Annotated in this window: 6 protein-coding genes; all 6 read left to right on the top strand. The window is 39.7% G+C overall.

Annotation, left to right across the window (positions count from 1 at the left end):
• Nucleotides 1–9 precede the first annotated feature (9 nt).
• The 6 genes from G4P69_RS01460 (at nucleotide 10) to G4P69_RS01485 (ending at nucleotide 16,425) form a co-directional block, all read left to right on the top strand.
• On the top strand, nucleotides 10–1,197 hold the full coding sequence (locus G4P69_RS01460; protein WP_208338306.1) for an MFS transporter: 1,188 nt from the start codon (nucleotides 10–12) through the stop codon (nucleotides 1,195–1,197).
• Nucleotides 1,198–1,252: 55 nt separating this feature from the next.
• A complete protein-coding gene (locus tag G4P69_RS01465) occupies nucleotides 1,253–2,110 on the top strand; it encodes a TauD/TfdA dioxygenase family protein (protein ID WP_208338305.1) in 858 nt (285 codons plus the stop codon).
• Between the two features lie 32 nt (nucleotides 2,111–2,142).
• The gene (locus G4P69_RS01470) at nucleotides 2,143–2,763 is read left to right on the top strand and encodes an FcoT family thioesterase (protein WP_208338304.1); all 621 of its coding nucleotides are present in this window, start codon (nucleotides 2,143–2,145) and stop codon (nucleotides 2,761–2,763) included.
• Between the two features lie 73 nt (nucleotides 2,764–2,836).
• Nucleotides 2,837–10,453 (top strand): non-ribosomal peptide synthetase, encoded by a 7,617-nt coding sequence (locus G4P69_RS01475; RefSeq protein ID WP_208338303.1) that lies wholly within the window; start codon nucleotides 2,837–2,839, stop codon nucleotides 10,451–10,453.
• Nucleotides 10,450–14,703: a non-ribosomal peptide synthetase gene (locus tag G4P69_RS01480; RefSeq protein ID WP_208338302.1), complete on the top strand. Its 4,254-nt coding sequence runs from the start codon at nucleotides 10,450–10,452 to the stop codon at nucleotides 14,701–14,703. Before G4P69_RS01475 ends, G4P69_RS01480 begins: the two co-directional genes overlap by 4 nt.
• Before the next feature lie 144 nt (nucleotides 14,704–14,847).
• Entirely contained in the window at nucleotides 14,848–16,425 is a 1,578-nt protein-coding gene (locus G4P69_RS01485) for a long-chain-fatty-acid--CoA ligase (RefSeq protein WP_208338301.1), read from the top strand.
• Nucleotides 16,426–16,476: the final 51 nt, after the last annotated feature.

A 16,476-nucleotide genomic window follows, 5' to 3' on the forward strand; every position in this document is an offset into this window, starting at 1 on the left:
GAGCAAAGCATGAAAAAATTGGGATTACTCGGTAGCTTGTACGTAGCGCAGTTTTTGCCTGTTGCTTTCTTCATGCAAACCCTACCTGTTTTCTTGCGACAGCAAGGGGTTTCCTTGGAAGCAATTGGGCTAGCTAATTTTCTAAGTTTACCTTGGACTCTCAAAGTACTTTGGTCACCTATTGTTGATCGCTACGGCTGGACAAGATGGGGACACTATAAATCTTGGATTTTAGCGATGCAGAGTCTTTTAGCTTTGACAATCGTCTTTTGTGCATCGCTGAACATCCGAACTCATGCTTTACTACTAGTGGTAGGTATGTTACTAATCACTACATTTGCAGCTACTCAAGATATTGCGACTGATGCTTTAGCGATTGGATTGCTCAAACCGTCAGAGCGGGGTTTGGGAAATGGTATTCAGAATGCGGGAAGATATTTGGGTGGTATTGTAGGTGGTGGCGGAATTCTGATACTACTAGAACACTGGGGTTGGACAAGAAGCATGCTAGCAATGGCATTAAGCGTCTTGTTGTTAATCATTCCTATACTGTTCCATCGCGAAAATTTAACTACTTATACTCCTAACCAATTCAGTTGGAGTTTGTTACCTAAGTTCTTCTCTAGGTTAAAAATGGGGCGCTGGATACTGGTGTTATTGCTCTACATGATGGGAGCTACTATTGCCAATACTATGTTCCATCCGTTGCTAGTGGATCTTAAGCTGTCTCTAGCGCAAATAGGTTTGATGAATGGTGTCGTAGCTTACAGTGCAGGTATTGTAGGAGCAGTTGTTGGAGGATTTTTGATCAAACCTCTAGGACGAAAACAATCTTTGATTGTATTTGGGGTGTTGATGGCGATCGCGAATGCTGCTTTTGTTCTACCCACTCTAGGGTTTACTAGTCTACCGGTTCTCTATCTAGTGAGCAGTTGGTTTCAGTTCACCTACAGCATGGCATGTATCCCAATGTACACCGTCATGATGGATAAAAGTAGGTTGGGAACTGCTGGATTTGACTACACTTTGCAAGTTTCAATTGTTTTTATTGGCAGCTTAATAGCTGGTGGAATGAGTGGTTTTATAGCCAAAGCTATTGGGTATCAAGGAGTATTTGTCCTGAGTGTTGCGATCGCTCTAGCTAGCGTTGCTGTTATTGCTACAATCTTTGACGAGTCTTTCACTGAACCTCAATAGACTTTTCTTAAACACTTTCTCGGAAGTTTCCAGTTACAGAAATCAGGGGAAAATCATGAAAATTTATAGCCCATCTTTTGAATCTATTGGTGCTGAAATTTTAGATGTAGATGTTGTTTCAGTAACAAAAGACCAGGCAAATACAATTAAACAACTAGTATACAAGCATAAATTGGTAATTTTCAGAAACCAAAATATTACCGAAGACCAATATTTAGAATTCGCAAGCAAAATTGGAACGCCACAAATTTATCCTCAAGATAACTATCATCATCCAGATTATCCCGAAATATTTGTGTCTTCTAATGTTCCCAAAGATGGAAAGAAATTTGGAGTTCGCGGAACTGGTAGGTACTGGCACACAGACTGTGCATTTCTTGAAGAACCTCTTCCATTTACGATGCTGTATCCCCAAGTTTTGCCTAATTCAATTAGGGAAACTTACTATATCGACATGCAGAATGTTTATAAAAAATTGCCTTTTGAATTGAAAAATTATGTCGATAATAAATATTTATTGCATGAAGCAAAATGGCGATACAAAGTCCAAGACTGGGACATTGACAAAGCAATTATAGATATAATGAACGAGTTTGAACAGAGATTTCCCCCTGTTAAACATCCAGCAATCATTACTCATCCAGTGACTGCTCAAAAAATATTGTACATGAGTCAAGGTTTTACCACTGGTATTGTTGGTTTAGATTACGAAACAAATCAAAAAATATTGCAGGAATTATTTTCTTTTATTGAACGCAACGAGCATATTTATACACACATTTGGAAAGACGGTGACATTCTCTTATGGGAGAACAGAACTTTGAATCATAAAGCATCTACAGTACCAGAAGGTGAAAAAAGTGTAAGCTATCGTATCGGTATTTACGATAATTTACCATTTTATCAAAAGTAGTCAGGAGACAGAATTCAGGAATCAGAATCAATATGAATATCAAACAGAAATTCACAAAAATTGATGACGTAAATCATAACCTATTATCTCGATTTCTTGAACCGTATAAAGAGAATTGTCAGTACCTAAAAAAAGCGCGATTTCAATATCTCGAACAAAGTGATTCATCAGATAAATCTAAAAATAGCTCTCATAATCTATGGAGTATACAAGCCGATTTTTCTATTCCAGAATCTTGCTACATAGCTGATACTGGACACTTTAATTCTGTTGAATTTAATATTTGCTACAATCAATTGTTTTACGTCAAAATAGCTTATTTATTGGATAATAAGCTTCTAGATGTAATGAAAGACTGGGATTTAGAAACTTATAAACGCCGTCAGCTTAGTGATTTTCTGATTGTTAAATTTTCTAGCACATTTAAAAAGCCAATAGATTCGAGTAGTTTTCAGGGAAGCCTAGTAATTAATAAATCCACTGCTCGGAATAATTTGATTATCTTAAAAACTTCCTGCACCTTTTACGATAAAAATGGTGGTTGGTCTGAAGGTGATGTAACTATTGCAATCTTGAATAGCCATCCTGAAGAAACTATAGATGAAAAGGAGTCAGGAGACAGAATTCAGGAGTCAGAATACACCACCCCCTAAAAATGTTAGGTTGAGGAACGAAACCCAAACTACATAACCTAATTAATTGAATTAAAACATAAATTACTCTTCCATGTACTCAGAATTTGTTGATGAAAATAAACCACAAAAAGAAGCAGAACAGGTGTTTATAGAAAGCCATAAACTTTTACAAAAATTGACACAAGTATCTGCAAATGAACGTAAAGACTTATTGATAACTTACATTCAAGAGCAGATTGCCAAAGCTGTAGGGATAAGTGCATCAGAACTAGATGTAGAACAAAGTCTCAATTATATGGGAATTGATTCCCTAATAGCTGTGAAGTTGAGAAACCAACTGAGAACTGATCTAGAGGTAGATATACCTGTAGTGAAATTTATGGAGGATTCCAACATCATCAATCTTGCAACACAAGTAAGTGAACAGATCCTCTGTGAGGATAAGGAAGACTTGAGTCGAAGCGAAGATTTTAACCCCTCTCAATCTTATCCCCTCAGCCATGGTCAGCAAGGTTTGTGGTTTTTGTATAAACTTGCACCTCAGAGCGCAGCTTATAACATTGCTTTTACAGCACGCATCTGCTCCCATTTAAATGTTGCGGCTTTGCAACGTGCTTTTCAAGCTTTAATTGTTCGCCATCCGACACTGCGCAGTACATTTGGTCAACGAGATGGTGAACCTTTTCAAGAAGTTCATGAATCCCAGGAACTTTGTTTCGAGACAATTGACGCTTCAACTTGGAACTCTGATGAGTTAACCACAAAAGTGATCGAAGCATATAAGCGTCCCTTCAATTTGGAACGAGGATCTGTCCTGCGAGTGAGTTTATTTACTCGCTCTACACAAGATTATGTGCTTTTACTGACAATACACCACATTGCTGTTGATGGCTTCTCTTTCGGAATTATTCTCAATGAGTTGCGTTTGCTATACGAGTCTGAAGACAAAAGTAGCCCATCATATCTACTAGCTTCTAGTAAACAGCAATATAAAAACTTTGTCCAGTGGCAACGGCACATGTTAGCCAGTCCTGTTGGAGAAAATCTTTGGGTCTATTGGCAGAAACAATTAGCAGGTGAGTTACCAGTATTAAAGTTACCGACTGATAGACCGCGACCACCAATCCAAAGCTATGAAGGGGCTTCTCATACCTTTGAGGTGAGTAAAGAGTTGACTTTCAGTTTAAGGGCGATCGCGAAGGCTGAAGGTGCAACTCTTTACATGGTTTTATTGACAGCTTTTCAAGTGTTGCTTCACCGCTACACAGGTCAAGAAGATATTATAGTTGGCTCTCCTACTGAGGGTAGAAGTCAATCTGAATTTGCTTCTACGGTGGGTTTCTTTGTGAATATGCTTGCTTTGCGGGCTAATCTTGCTGGAAATCCCACGTTTTCAAAGCTTCTGTCTCAAGTGCGTCAAACAGTTTTAGCTGCTCTTACGCATCAAGATTATCCCTCTCCTATGCTGAGTGTGCGATCGCAGGTAAACCGAGATCCCAGCCTTCCAGGACTTTTCCGAGTTTCGTTTAACTTGTTGAAATTACAGGAAATGGCAGAGGACTATGAATTATCAATATCTACTAAAACACACCCTAGAGAAGATTGGGGAGGTTTACGTCTAGAGCCTTTTGTAATTCCCCAGCAAGAAGGACAAAATGATATTGTCTTCGATATGATGGAGACAACAGAATCACTTACTGGTATTTTAAGGTACAACACAGACTTGTTTGATTCTGCAACGATTAGCAGAATGGCTGATCACTTCCAAGTCTTACTAAAGGGAATTATCGCTGATCGAAATCAGGAAATTTCGTTATTATCCTTACTAACCGAAGCAGAACAACATCATTTGCTCGTTGAACGGAACAATAATCAAATACAATACCCTCATGATAAGTGTATTCATCACTTGTTTGAAGCTCAGGTAAAAAGAACTCCCGACGCGGTAGCAGTAACTTTTAAAGACCAGCAACTAACCTACCAAGAGTTAAACAACCAAGCGAATCAACTAGCACGGTACTTGCAAAAATTAGGAGTAAGACAAGACGTACTAGTGGGTATTTGTGTTGAACGTTCGCTTTTAATGGTTGTGGGATTGCTTGGAATTCTTAAAGCAGGGGGTGCTTATGTACCATTAGATCCTGCTTATCCCAAAGAGCATTTAAACTTCATGCTTGAGGATGCACAAGTTTCAGTGTTGTTGACTCAGGAAAGTTTAGTAGAATCTCTTCCAGAACAGGATACACATCTAGTTTTATTAGACAAAGATTGGGAAATTATTTCCCAAGAAAGCGAAGCAAATCTATTAAGTGGTGCGACACTCCAAAATTTAGCTTACGTTATTTACACATCGGGTTCTACCGGTAAGTCTAAGGGTGTCATGATTGCTCATAGCAGTCTGGTTAATGCATATTGGGCTTGGGAAAAAGCTTATCAGCTTAGCTCTGTAACCAGTCATCTCCAAATGGCTAGTTTCTCTTTTGATGTTTTTTCAGGAGATCTAATTCGCGCTCTTTGTTCTGGAGCAAAATTAGTGTTGTGTCCTCGTGAGTGGCTTTTGGAACCAGAGAATCTGTACCAACTGATGCTAGAGGAAAAGATTGATAGTGCAGAGTTTGTTCCAGTTGTTCTAAGAAACTTAGTTCAGTATTTGACAAGAACTAACCAAAATCTTCACTTCATGCGCTTGCTAATAATAGGTTCAGATAGCTTATATGTTCAAGAGTATGAAGAATTTCGACGTTTTTGTGGTTCTGATACTCGCTTAATTAATTCCTATGGAGTTACTGAAGCGACAATAGATAGTACTTATTTTGAAAATAGAAAGGTCAACTTATCTGTTGATGGACTAGTCCCAATAGGAAGTCCGTTTGCAAACACCCAAATTTACATTTTAGATCCCTATCTTCAACCAGTTCCTATCGGAGTTACAGGTGAAGTATATATTGGAGGTGCTGGTGTTGCCAAAGGATACCTCAATCGACCAGATTTAACCTCGGAGAAATTTATTTCTAATCCGTTTAAAGAGAGGAGGGATCTCTTAGCAGGGAGCAGGGGAACACAGGATCACAGGAGTAGAAAAGACCAATTCTTTAGTTCGGAGCGGCTTTATAAAACTGGGGATTTAGCACGTTATTTATGTGATGGGAATATAGAATTTTTGGGTCGGATTGATAATCAGGTAAAGGTTCGTGGTTTCAGGATAGAACTTGGGGAAATTGAAGCGGTTTTAAGTACTCATCCTCAAGTAAGAGAAGCAGTGGTGATGACGCGAGAAGAACAAGTAGGTAACAAGTCTCTAGTTGGTTATATTGTTCCTTACCAGGAGTCTTTAAGCACTCGTGAGCTACGTAATTTTGTTAAGCAGAAGTTGCCGGAATACATGGTACCATCTGCTTTTGTGGAGCTAGAAGATCTACCTTTAACTCCCAATGGTAAGGTGGATCGTCGTGCGCTTCCTGCACCAGATAGATCACAATATCGATTTTCAGAGTTTGTACCTCCCCGGACATCTACAGAAGACGCGATCGCCAACATTTTCGCTTCTGTCCTTCGACTAGAACAAGTAGGTATCTACGACAACTTTTTTGAACTTGGTGGACACTCGCTACTTGCAACTCAAGTCGTTTCCCGATTACAGCAAGCTTTTAACGTTGAGTTTCCCCTACGCCGTTTGTTAGAATCCCCCACGGTAGATGAACTTAACCAAACCCTCTTAGAATACCTTCAACTTCCACCTGCTCAACAATCTTTTCCTGTTCTGCCAAAAATTTTACCTGCCCCAGAGCAACGTTATCAACCCTTTCCCTTAACAGACATTCAACAAGCTTATTGGCTAGGTCGAAATGAAGCTTTTGAGCTTGGTAATATTGCGGCTCATGGTTACTTAGAGTTAGACTGTCATCTGTTAAATTTGGAAAGCTTGAACCATGCTTGGCAGAAACTCGTCTTGCGTCATGATATGCTACGAGCAGTGGTTTTACCAGATGGTCAGCAGCAGATTCTCCAACAGGTGCCTTTGTATGAAATAGAAGTTTTAGACTTGTGTGGACAACCACCGGAAGCCATTACCACACAGCTAGAGATGATTCGTCATCAGATGTCACATGAGGTATTACCAGCAGATCAATGGCCTTTGTTTAAGCTTCGAGCCACTCGCTTAGATAATAATCGTACCAGACTTCACCTCAGCTTTGATGCTTTGATAGGTGATGCTTTAAGTATGTTTGTTATTCTCCGAGAGTGGTCTGAACTTTACCGAAATCCTGAGAGTTTATTACCACCACTAGAACTCTCATTTAGGGATTATGTTGTTGCGGAGTTAGCTTTACAAGCTACACCACAATATCACCTTTCTCAAGAGTATTGGTTCACCCGCATAGATACCTTACCCCCAGCACCAGAATTACCTTTAGCTCAAAATCCTGGTTCCATAACCAAACCTCAGTTCAAACGTCGTAGTGCTAAACTGTCGCCAGAGCAATGGCAAAAATTGAAAGATCAGGCTAACCAAGTCAATTTAACTCCTTCTGGGGTGTTGCTGAGCGCTTTTGCTGAAATTCTCACCCGATGGAGCAAAAGTCCTAAGTTTACAATCAATCTTACACTATTTCATCGTTTGCCTCTGCACCCACAAGTTAATGAGTTGGTAGGAGACTTTACCTCCTTAACACTTCTGGAAATAGACAACTCATTACCGAATTCATTTACCACCCGTGCGCAACAAATACAGCAGCAATTATGGCAAGATTTAGATCATGGCTATGTTAGTGGCTTAGAGATTCAGCGAGAACTCAGCCGTAGGCGAGGAAGCTACCAATTTATGCCAGTAGTTTTTACTAGTACTCTAGGTTTAGACTCTCTTAGCCAAAACGCATCAACGCTCTCTCAGTTAGGAGAGGTTGTTTACAGTCTTAGCCAAACCCCACAAGTTTGGTTAGATCATCAAGTTACTGAGCAAAATGGAACATTAGTGTTTAACTGGGATGTGGTAGAAGAACTCTTCCCTCAAGGTTTTGTAGACGATATGTTTGAAGCTTACTGCAATTTTCTAGAGCAGTTAGCTTCAAAAGAGTCTGCTTGGGTTGAAATTCACACAGAATTGCTGCTTCAAAGTCAAGTTGAGAAGCAAACTGAGGTGAATAACACAGCAGCACCGGTTTCTGAGCAAACTTTGCATAGTTTGTTTATTAACCAAGTAGAAGCAAGATCTCAATCCCCCGCAGTCATTACCCCAAATCGCACCTTAACTTACGGCGAACTATACCACAAAGCGAATCAATTAGGGCATCGTTTACGACAATTAGGAGCCACTACCAACACCTTGGTTGCTGTCATTTTAGAAAAAGGGTGGGAGCAGATTGTAGCGGTATTGGGAATCTTAATGTCTGGTGCGGCTTATCTCCCTATTGATTTGGAACTACCTCAAGAAAGACAGTGGTATCTGCTTGAGCAAGGGGAAGTGAAGCTAGCAGTGACTCAGCCCCATTTAAATTTACCATCAGATCTTCAATGTTTATATGTTGAAAGTGAGGATTCAGGGGTACTTTACTCTAACCCCTTGGAATCAGTACAGACAGCCGATGATTTAGCTTATGTAATTTATACTTCTGGTTCTACAGGGCTACCTAAAGGGGTCATGATTACTCATCGTGGAGCTGTAAACACCATCTTAGACATTAACGAGCGTTTTGGTGTAAAGCCATCTGAACGAGTACTGGCGCTATCGGCATTGAACTTTGATTTGTCAGTATACGATATTTTTGGGGTTTTAGCCGCAGGAGGAACGATTGTCGTACCTGCAAAAGAAGGAATCAAAGATCCTGCTCACTGGCTAGAGTTAATGGTATCTGAGCAAGTCTCGTTATGGAACTCAGTTCCAGCTCTGATGCAGATGTTAGTAGAATATTTGTTTGCACAACCAGAAAAAGCACGATTATCGCTGCGGTTGGCTTTGTTGAGTGGAGATTGGTTACCTTTAAGCTTACCAATTCAAATTCAAGCTTTGTGGTCAAATGTAGCGATCGCCAGTTTGGGAGGAGCAACTGAAGCTTCTATTTGGTCAATTTGCTATCCGATTAAGACGGTAGATCCTAATTGGAAGAGTATTCCTTATGGACAACCGTTGAAAAACCAACGTTTTTACGTCTTTAATGAATTGATGGAACCAACTCCTATATGGGTAAGTGGACAGCTTTATATTGGAGGGATAGGACTAGCAAAAGGTTACTGGCGGGATGAAGATAAAACAACAGCTAGTTTTATAACCCATCCAATCACTGGGGAGCAATTGTACAAAACTGGAGACTTGGGACGCTATTTACCTGATGGTAATATTGAGTTTTTAGGGCGAGAGGATTTTCAGGTTAAAATCAATGGCTACCGTGTTGAACTTGGAGAAATTGAAGCACCACTGAAACAGTATCCTAATGTTAAGGAAGCGGTGGTCACTGTGGTGGGAGAGTCCCAGCTTGTTGCTTATGTTGTCTCTACAAATATGCTTCCATTACAAGAAGCTTACCAGCCAGAAGGAGTGATGGTTGATCCGGTTGAACGTATTGAATTTAAGCTTAAACAACCAGGATTACGACAACTAGAATCTTCAGAATTTAGTATTCAGTTACCGAAATCTGAAGTTCTCACCCAGGATTATTTTGAACGTCAAAGCTATCGACAATTTCTAGCTCAACCTATCTCGTTGGAAAAGTTCAGCCAGTTTTTAAGCTGTTTGCTACAGATGAAGCTGGATGATTATCCTCTCCCAAAATATCGTTATCCTTCTGCTGGAAGTCTTTATCCTGTACAGACTTACTTGTTAATTAAACCTAATGCAGTAGAAAGTTTAGAAGCAGGAATATACTATTACCATCCTGCTGATCACAGGTTGATTTTACTAAGTCCCAGGAGTGACATTGATAGCAGTGTTTATGGTGGAAACCAACGGCTTTTTGAGCAGTCCGCTTTTTCATTGTTTTTGATTGGGAAATTGAGTGCGAGCGCGCCAATGTACGGAGAGCTTGCAAAAGACTTCTGTCTTTTAGAAGCAGGTCACATTGGTCAGTTGCTTATGAATACTGCACCAACTCATCAAATTGGTCTTTGTCCTATTGGTTACCTGAAATTTGCCGAGTTGCAAAATATTTTTAGGCTAGAATCAAATGAGGTTTTACTTTATAGCTTTGTAGGTGGAAAGATAGATTTAACTTCTACAAAGCAGTGGTTATTACCTAACAATACTCCAATTTCTACCCAGTTAAGAAAGTACCTCCAGCAGAAGTTACCGAAGTACATGGTTCCTTCTGAGTATATCCTTTTGGATGCTTTACCTTTAACTGCTAATGGTAAGGTAGATCGCAAAGCGCTACCTAGTCCCGATATAACGTTGAATTCCGACGCAATTTTCACGCCTCCCACAACTGAACTGGAGCAAACTTTAGCGAAAATTGTGCAAGATCTTCTTGAGATAGAAGCTGTAGGTATCCATAACAATTTTTTGGCTTTGGGGATGGATTCACTCAAATTAGTACAGTTAAGAAACCAGTTGCTTTCTTTACTAAACGTCAATGTGTCGATGAAACAACTGTTAGTAGAAACAACCAATATTGCAGAACTGGCTTTGACTGTAGATGAACAATTAACATTATCAAAAATAAAACAAAAACCCTTGTCAAGTTTACCTAGTGATGATAAGGAGAGAATTGAATTATGAATAGGAAAGAATTATTAGCTGAACTCGAAAAACGAGGCGTCACATTATGGGTTGAAAATGACAAATTAAATATTGAAGCACCAAAAGGAGTTCTAACGCCAGAACTACGTGATTCACTAAGAGAACATAAACAAGAAATTATACGTTTGTTGCAGATCTCTGATACAAATACAACTTCTGTAGCTACTATTAAGCCAGATCCTCAAAACCGGTACGAACCTTTTCCTCTGACTGATATTCAGCAAGCTTATTGGGTAGGGCGAAGTGGTATATTTGAGTTAGGGAATGTCGCAATTAACGGCTATATTGAGTTTGAAACTAGCAATTTAGATGTGTTAAGACTCTCAGCAGCTTGGCAGAAATTAATTGAACGCCATGATATGCTGCGGGCAATCATCCTCCCTACAGGGGAGCAACAAATTTTACAAAATGTTCCACCGTATGAAATTTCAATATTGGATTTACGAGGATTGGAACCCAAAGAAATAGATGCTCGGTTAGAAGGGATTCGCCAAACATTATCCCATCAAGTGTTACCGTCAGATCAATGGCCTTTGTTCAATATTCAAGCCACTTATTTAGACAATCAACGCTTTCGACTTCACATTGGTATAGATTTACTGATGATGGATGCTGCGAGTATTCGGATTCTGTTTTATGAGTGGAATCAACTTTATCAGAATCCTGAAATTGTCTTGACACCGCTAGAATTATCATTTCGGGATTACGTTCTTCATAAGAAAGCTTTGTCTGATCCACAATTGGTGACGCGATCGCAAGATTATTGGTTTAATCGTTTAGACACCTTACCCCCAGCACCAGAATTACCTTTAGCTTGTTTTCCAAGTCAGCTAAAAGAGTATCGATTCAAACGTCTACGTGGAGGATTAAAACCCAATATCTGGCAGCAATTAAAGCAGCGAGGGAAAAACGCTAGTTTAACTCCTTCTACAATATTACTTGCTGCTTTTGCCGAAATTTTAACATTGTGGAGCAAAAATCCTCGATTTACTATCAACCTGACTGTATTTGAGCGTCTTCCCCTCCATTCTCAGGTAAACCAAATTATTGGAGATTTTACCAACACAAATTTATTAGCGGTAGACAATTCAACCCAAGATACATTTACTGTTCGTGCTTTGCGACTGCAAGAGCAATTGTTGCAAGATTTAGATCACGTTGATATCAGTGGGGTGCAAGTACTGCGCGAATTGGTTCGTCGCCGTAAAATGGGATTAACCGCAGCTATGCCTATAGTTTTTACCAGTATTTTAGGCTTAAATTCTTCCACTCAGGGAGATTTAGATTTTAATTTTCTAGGAAAAGAAGTCTACAGTATCAGCCAAACGCCACAAGTTTGGTTAGATCATCAAGTCACAGAGCAAAATGCTGCATTGGTGTTTAACTGGGATGTGGTAGAAGAACTCTTCCCTCAAAATCTTCTAGATGAGATGTTTACAGCTTACTGTCATTTCTTGGAAAAATTGGCGCAGGAGGACGAACACTGGGATTCTGTAAGAAGAGAAATACTTCCAGAAACACAGCTAAAGCAACTTGTAGCTGTTAATGCGACTACTAAACCTATTCGAGAAGCTGCGTTACTCCATACCTTGTTTTTTGAACAAGCACGTTTGCTTCCACATCAGACGGCTATAATATCGGCCCATTGTAGTTTAACCTATCACGAGTTAGCGACTCGCGCAACTCACCTAGGATATCAACTACGACAAATAAGTCGTCCTAACCGATTAATAGCGATCATGATGGAGAAAGGCTGGGAGCAAATTGTTGCTGCTTTGGGAATTCTTGCTGCTGGTGCGGCTTATGTCCCGATTGATCCTCAACTTCCAACCGAGCGGCGAAGGTATCTTTTACAACAAGCTGAAGTTGATCTGGTGCTGACTCAAACCAAACTAGACAATACATTGGAGTGGTCAGACGATATAAAACGCCTTTGTATAGATGATTCTGATTTAAAGCAGTTGCCTAATTCTCTAATTAACCAACCACTAGAGGTAGTGCAAAAACCCGAAGATCTCGTGTATGTCATTTATACCTCTGGTTCTACAGGAACACCCAAAGGTGTGATGATCACTCATCAAGGTGCGGTCAATACCATACTTGATGTTAACCAACGGTTTAATGTTAATGCTAGTGACCGAGTTTTAGCTCTTTCGTCTCTTAGTTTCGATTTATCAGTTTACGATATCTTCGGCACTTTGGCTGCTGGAGGAACTATTGTTATTCCTGAAGCTGGTAGTACTAAAGATCCGGGGGTTTGGGCAGAACTGATCATAAAACACCAAGTTAGTGTTTGGAATTCAGTCCCTGCTTTAATGAAAATGTTAGTGGAGTATGCCTCAGATCATCGAGAAATTCAGTTTAATACTCTCAGGTTAGTCTTACTAAGTGGTGATTGGATACCGTTAAGTTTACCTGACCAGATTAAAACTCTCTGTTCTAAAGTAAAAGTTATTGGTCTTGGTGGTGCTACCGAAGCATCTATTTGGTCTATTTTCTACCCTATTGAGGAGGTGAATTCAGGTTGGAAGAGTATTCCTTATGGTCGTCCAATGGCTAACCAACGTTTTTATGTCCTCAATGAGTTGATGGAACCAGCTCCTATATGGGTGAGTGGACAAGTTTATATTGGGGGGACGGGATTGGCAAAAGGTTATTGGAGAGATGAGGATAAAACAAAGGCTAGCTTTATTATCCACCCTTTAACTCAAGAGCGTTTGTACAAAACTGGTGACTTGGGACGCTATTTGCCTGATGGTAATATTGAGTTTTTAGGACGGGACGATTTTCAAGTTAAGATTAATGGCTACCGTGTTGAGCTTGGTGAAATTGAAGCTGCACTGAAACAGCATTCTGCGATTAAGGAGGCGATCTCGACTACTGTAGAACAAGACCAAGTTAAGGTTTTGACAGGTTACGTGGTTCTTGAACCTAGAAAAGCCTGCGAAATATTTAATATTCTTGAGATAAATTTGCAACAAGAATCTAACACCATCGCTTATGAACTACGTCGCTTTCTTAAAGAAAAACTACCAGAATACATGATTCCTTCAGCATTTGTGTTGTTAGAATCATTACCACTGACACCAAACGGTAAAGTTGATCGCCAGGCGCTTCCTGTACCCTATCGAACGACACTAGAATTAGAAAAAACTTTTGTGGCTCCTCAAAATTCCCTCCAGGAGGTACTTGCAGGAATTTGGGCTAAAGTATTCCAACTTAACCCCATAGGCATTCATGATAACTTCTTTGAGTTAGGCGGACACTCGTTTTTGGCGCTTCAACTGATATCGCAAATTAATCAACAACTAGGCACAAACCTGTCTGTTAGTATACTTTTCCAGTATCCTACTGTAGCAGAGATAGGGAATTTTCTCATTAAAAATGTTTATGCTTCAGCAACACCTTCCTATTTAGTTCCTATCCAAGTTGAGGGAACTCAGCCACCATTGTTCTGTATTCATCCAGCGGGGGGACAGGTGATGGTGTATCAGCATCTAGCAGTTTGTCTGGGATTATATCGACCTGTCTATGGTTTACAGTCTCGTGCTATCAACGACTCCAGTCTAGAGCATAATAGCATTGATGACATGGCTGTTGAATACGCTAAAGTCATTCGTCAGCATCAGCCTAATGATCCTTATTATCTTATGGGTTGGTCTATGGGTGGGGTCATTGCTGTCAGTGTTGCTAAAGAGTTAGAAGAACAAGGACGAAAAGTTGCTTTTGTTGGACTTGTGGACGCCTTTGTAATACCAGAAAATCAACCAACTTCTGAATACGATTCTTTGCAGAATTTGCCGCTAGCTTTTGGTGGTAATTTTGTTGATGCTTTCATGGCTTTGAGTGCTGTTGAGCAGCAAGCATTAAGAAACGAACTGATAAGTTTACCTTCTCGTGAACGTTTGCAGAAAATGATGGTTTGGGGACAAAAACGAAACTTAATCTCAACAGAGATTTCTATTAATATCCTGCAAGAACAAGTCAATCTTATCGAAAGTCACGAACAACTCCTCAAAGTTCACCGCCCACCCCAGATTCAATCTCCGCTATTTATTTGGTGGGCTTTGAATAGTCTCGAAAAAGGACTATCTAATACTTATTGGAATAAATACACAACGGCGGTTAGCCGTACACAAATAGTAAATGCTAACCACTTTACCATAATGCGTCCGCCCTATATTCAGAGGGTTGCTGAAGGATTGCAAGAATGTCTATTAGAATATTGACAACTTTTGCATGAATTGCTGTTGCAGCCCTAAATCATTTGTGAAAAAAAATAAGCATATTTGTGTGTACGTATATATGCGTCTTTCCTATTCCCTGTTCCCTCCCTAACCGAGAAAATTTACAACTCCTACACGGATTGCTATATGATACATAACAATGAAATAAAAACATTAGCAGATTTAGTCAGTATACAAGCACGCGAATTTCAAGATACTAGAGCGCTGATTTTTGAGGAGCAGGTGCTTACTTATCTACAGCTACACACTCGAAGCGATCGCGTAGCTAATGCTCTTTTAAATCAAGGATTAAAAGCTCAAGCGCGAGTTGCAATATTGGCTAAAGATTCACTCAAAAGTTATGAAATATTATTTGCTTGTGCGAAAATTAATGTTGTTCTAGTCCCTATTAATTGGCGTTTAACCTCTTTTGAGGTGAGCTATATCCTTAAGGATGCTAATGTTGAATGTCTTTTTGTGGGAGATGAGTTTCACGGGTTAATTAAATCGATAATCCATGAACTTGATAGTGTTAAAACCATCATTAGTTTAGATAGTTCTCAGCAAAATGATTGGTTGATTTACGACAGTTGGTATCAACAGCCTAGTGATGTTCAACCGAACATTATCGTTGATCCGTATAATGTGGTGGTACAAATTTACACAAGTGGAACAACTGGTCATCCTAAAGGTGTTCAATTGGGACATTACAGTTTCTTTGCTATTGCTAAAGAAATTGTGAGACAAGGTAAAAGCTGGATTAATTGGAGTTCAACAGATAAAAGTTTATTGGTTTTACCTTTTTTTCATATAGGTGCTTTATGGTGGGCTATTCGTGGTTTGGCTTCTGGTGCTGAAAATATTTTGCTGAAAACTTTTGTTGGAACTGAGGTTCTCCAAGCAATTGAAAAGTACCGGATAACAAAAACCTGTATGGTTCCCGCAATGATTCAAGTTCTATTAACTGAACCTAAATGTAAACAAACGGATTTTTCATCGCTTGAATATATCGTTTACGGGGGTTCACCTATTGCTGAGTCATTATTGCGAGAAGCAATGGTTACGTTTTCCTGTAACTTTGTGCAAATTTATGGTATGACTGAGACGGGAAACTGTGCTGTAAGTCTACTAGCTGATGCTCATACCTGTGCTAATCCAGATAGACTGAAGTCAGCAGGTAAACCGTTCCCTGGTGTATCAGTCGCTATTGTGAATAGTCTGGGAGAAACCTTAGCTGTTGGACAAGTGGGTGAAGTCTGTATCAAGTCGCCTGCTAATATGATTGGTTATTGGAAATTACCCCAGGCTACAGCACAAACGCTAATTGATGGCTGGATACATACAGGAGATGCAGGCTATTTTGATGAAGAAGGTTATCTTTACATTTGCGATCGCGTGAAAGATATGATTTGCTATGCTGGCGAGAATGTTTATCCAGCAGAGGTTGAAAATATTTTATATGAACACCCTGCTGTTGCTGATGTAGCAGTTATTGGTGTTCCAGATCAAGATTGGGGAGAAACCATTAAAGCTATTATCGTTCTCAAACCAGGGATGAAAGCAACGGCGTTTAATATTATCAATTTTGTTAGAGGTAAACTTGCTGATTACAAGTTACCGAGAAGTGTTGAATTTACCGAATCTTTGCCCAGAACACCAAGCGGCAAAATACAGAAGGGTAAACTGCGGGATAAATATTGGCAAGGTTATGAACGAAAGTTGTAAAATCGAAAATTTTTGTCAACTAAATTTGACTTGCCCGACCACAAAAACATA

The sequence above is a fragment of the Aetokthonos hydrillicola CCALA 1050 genome, from assembly GCF_017591665.1.
Taxonomy (GTDB): Bacteria; Cyanobacteriota; Cyanobacteriia; order Cyanobacteriales; family Nostocaceae; genus Aetokthonos; species Aetokthonos hydrillicola.

Excerpts from the sequence above, each read along its gene's own strand:
- G4P69_RS01470 (WP_208338304.1), top strand. The coding sequence starts at position 2,143 with ATGAATATCAAACAGAAATTCACAAAAATTGATGACGTAAATCATAAC.
- G4P69_RS01475 (WP_208338303.1), top strand. The coding sequence starts at position 2,837 with ATGTACTCAGAATTTGTTGATGAAAATAAACCACAAAAAGAAGCAGAA.
- G4P69_RS01485 (WP_208338301.1), top strand. The coding sequence starts at position 14,848 with ATGATACATAACAATGAAATAAAAACATTAGCAGATTTAGTCAGTATA.
- G4P69_RS01480 (WP_208338302.1), top strand. The coding sequence starts at position 10,450 with ATGAATAGGAAAGAATTATTAGCTGAACTCGAAAAACGAGGCGTCACA.
- G4P69_RS01465 (WP_208338305.1), top strand. The coding sequence starts at position 1,253 with ATGAAAATTTATAGCCCATCTTTTGAATCTATTGGTGCTGAAATTTTA.
- G4P69_RS01460 (WP_208338306.1), top strand. The coding sequence starts at position 10 with ATGAAAAAATTGGGATTACTCGGTAGCTTGTACGTAGCGCAGTTTTTG.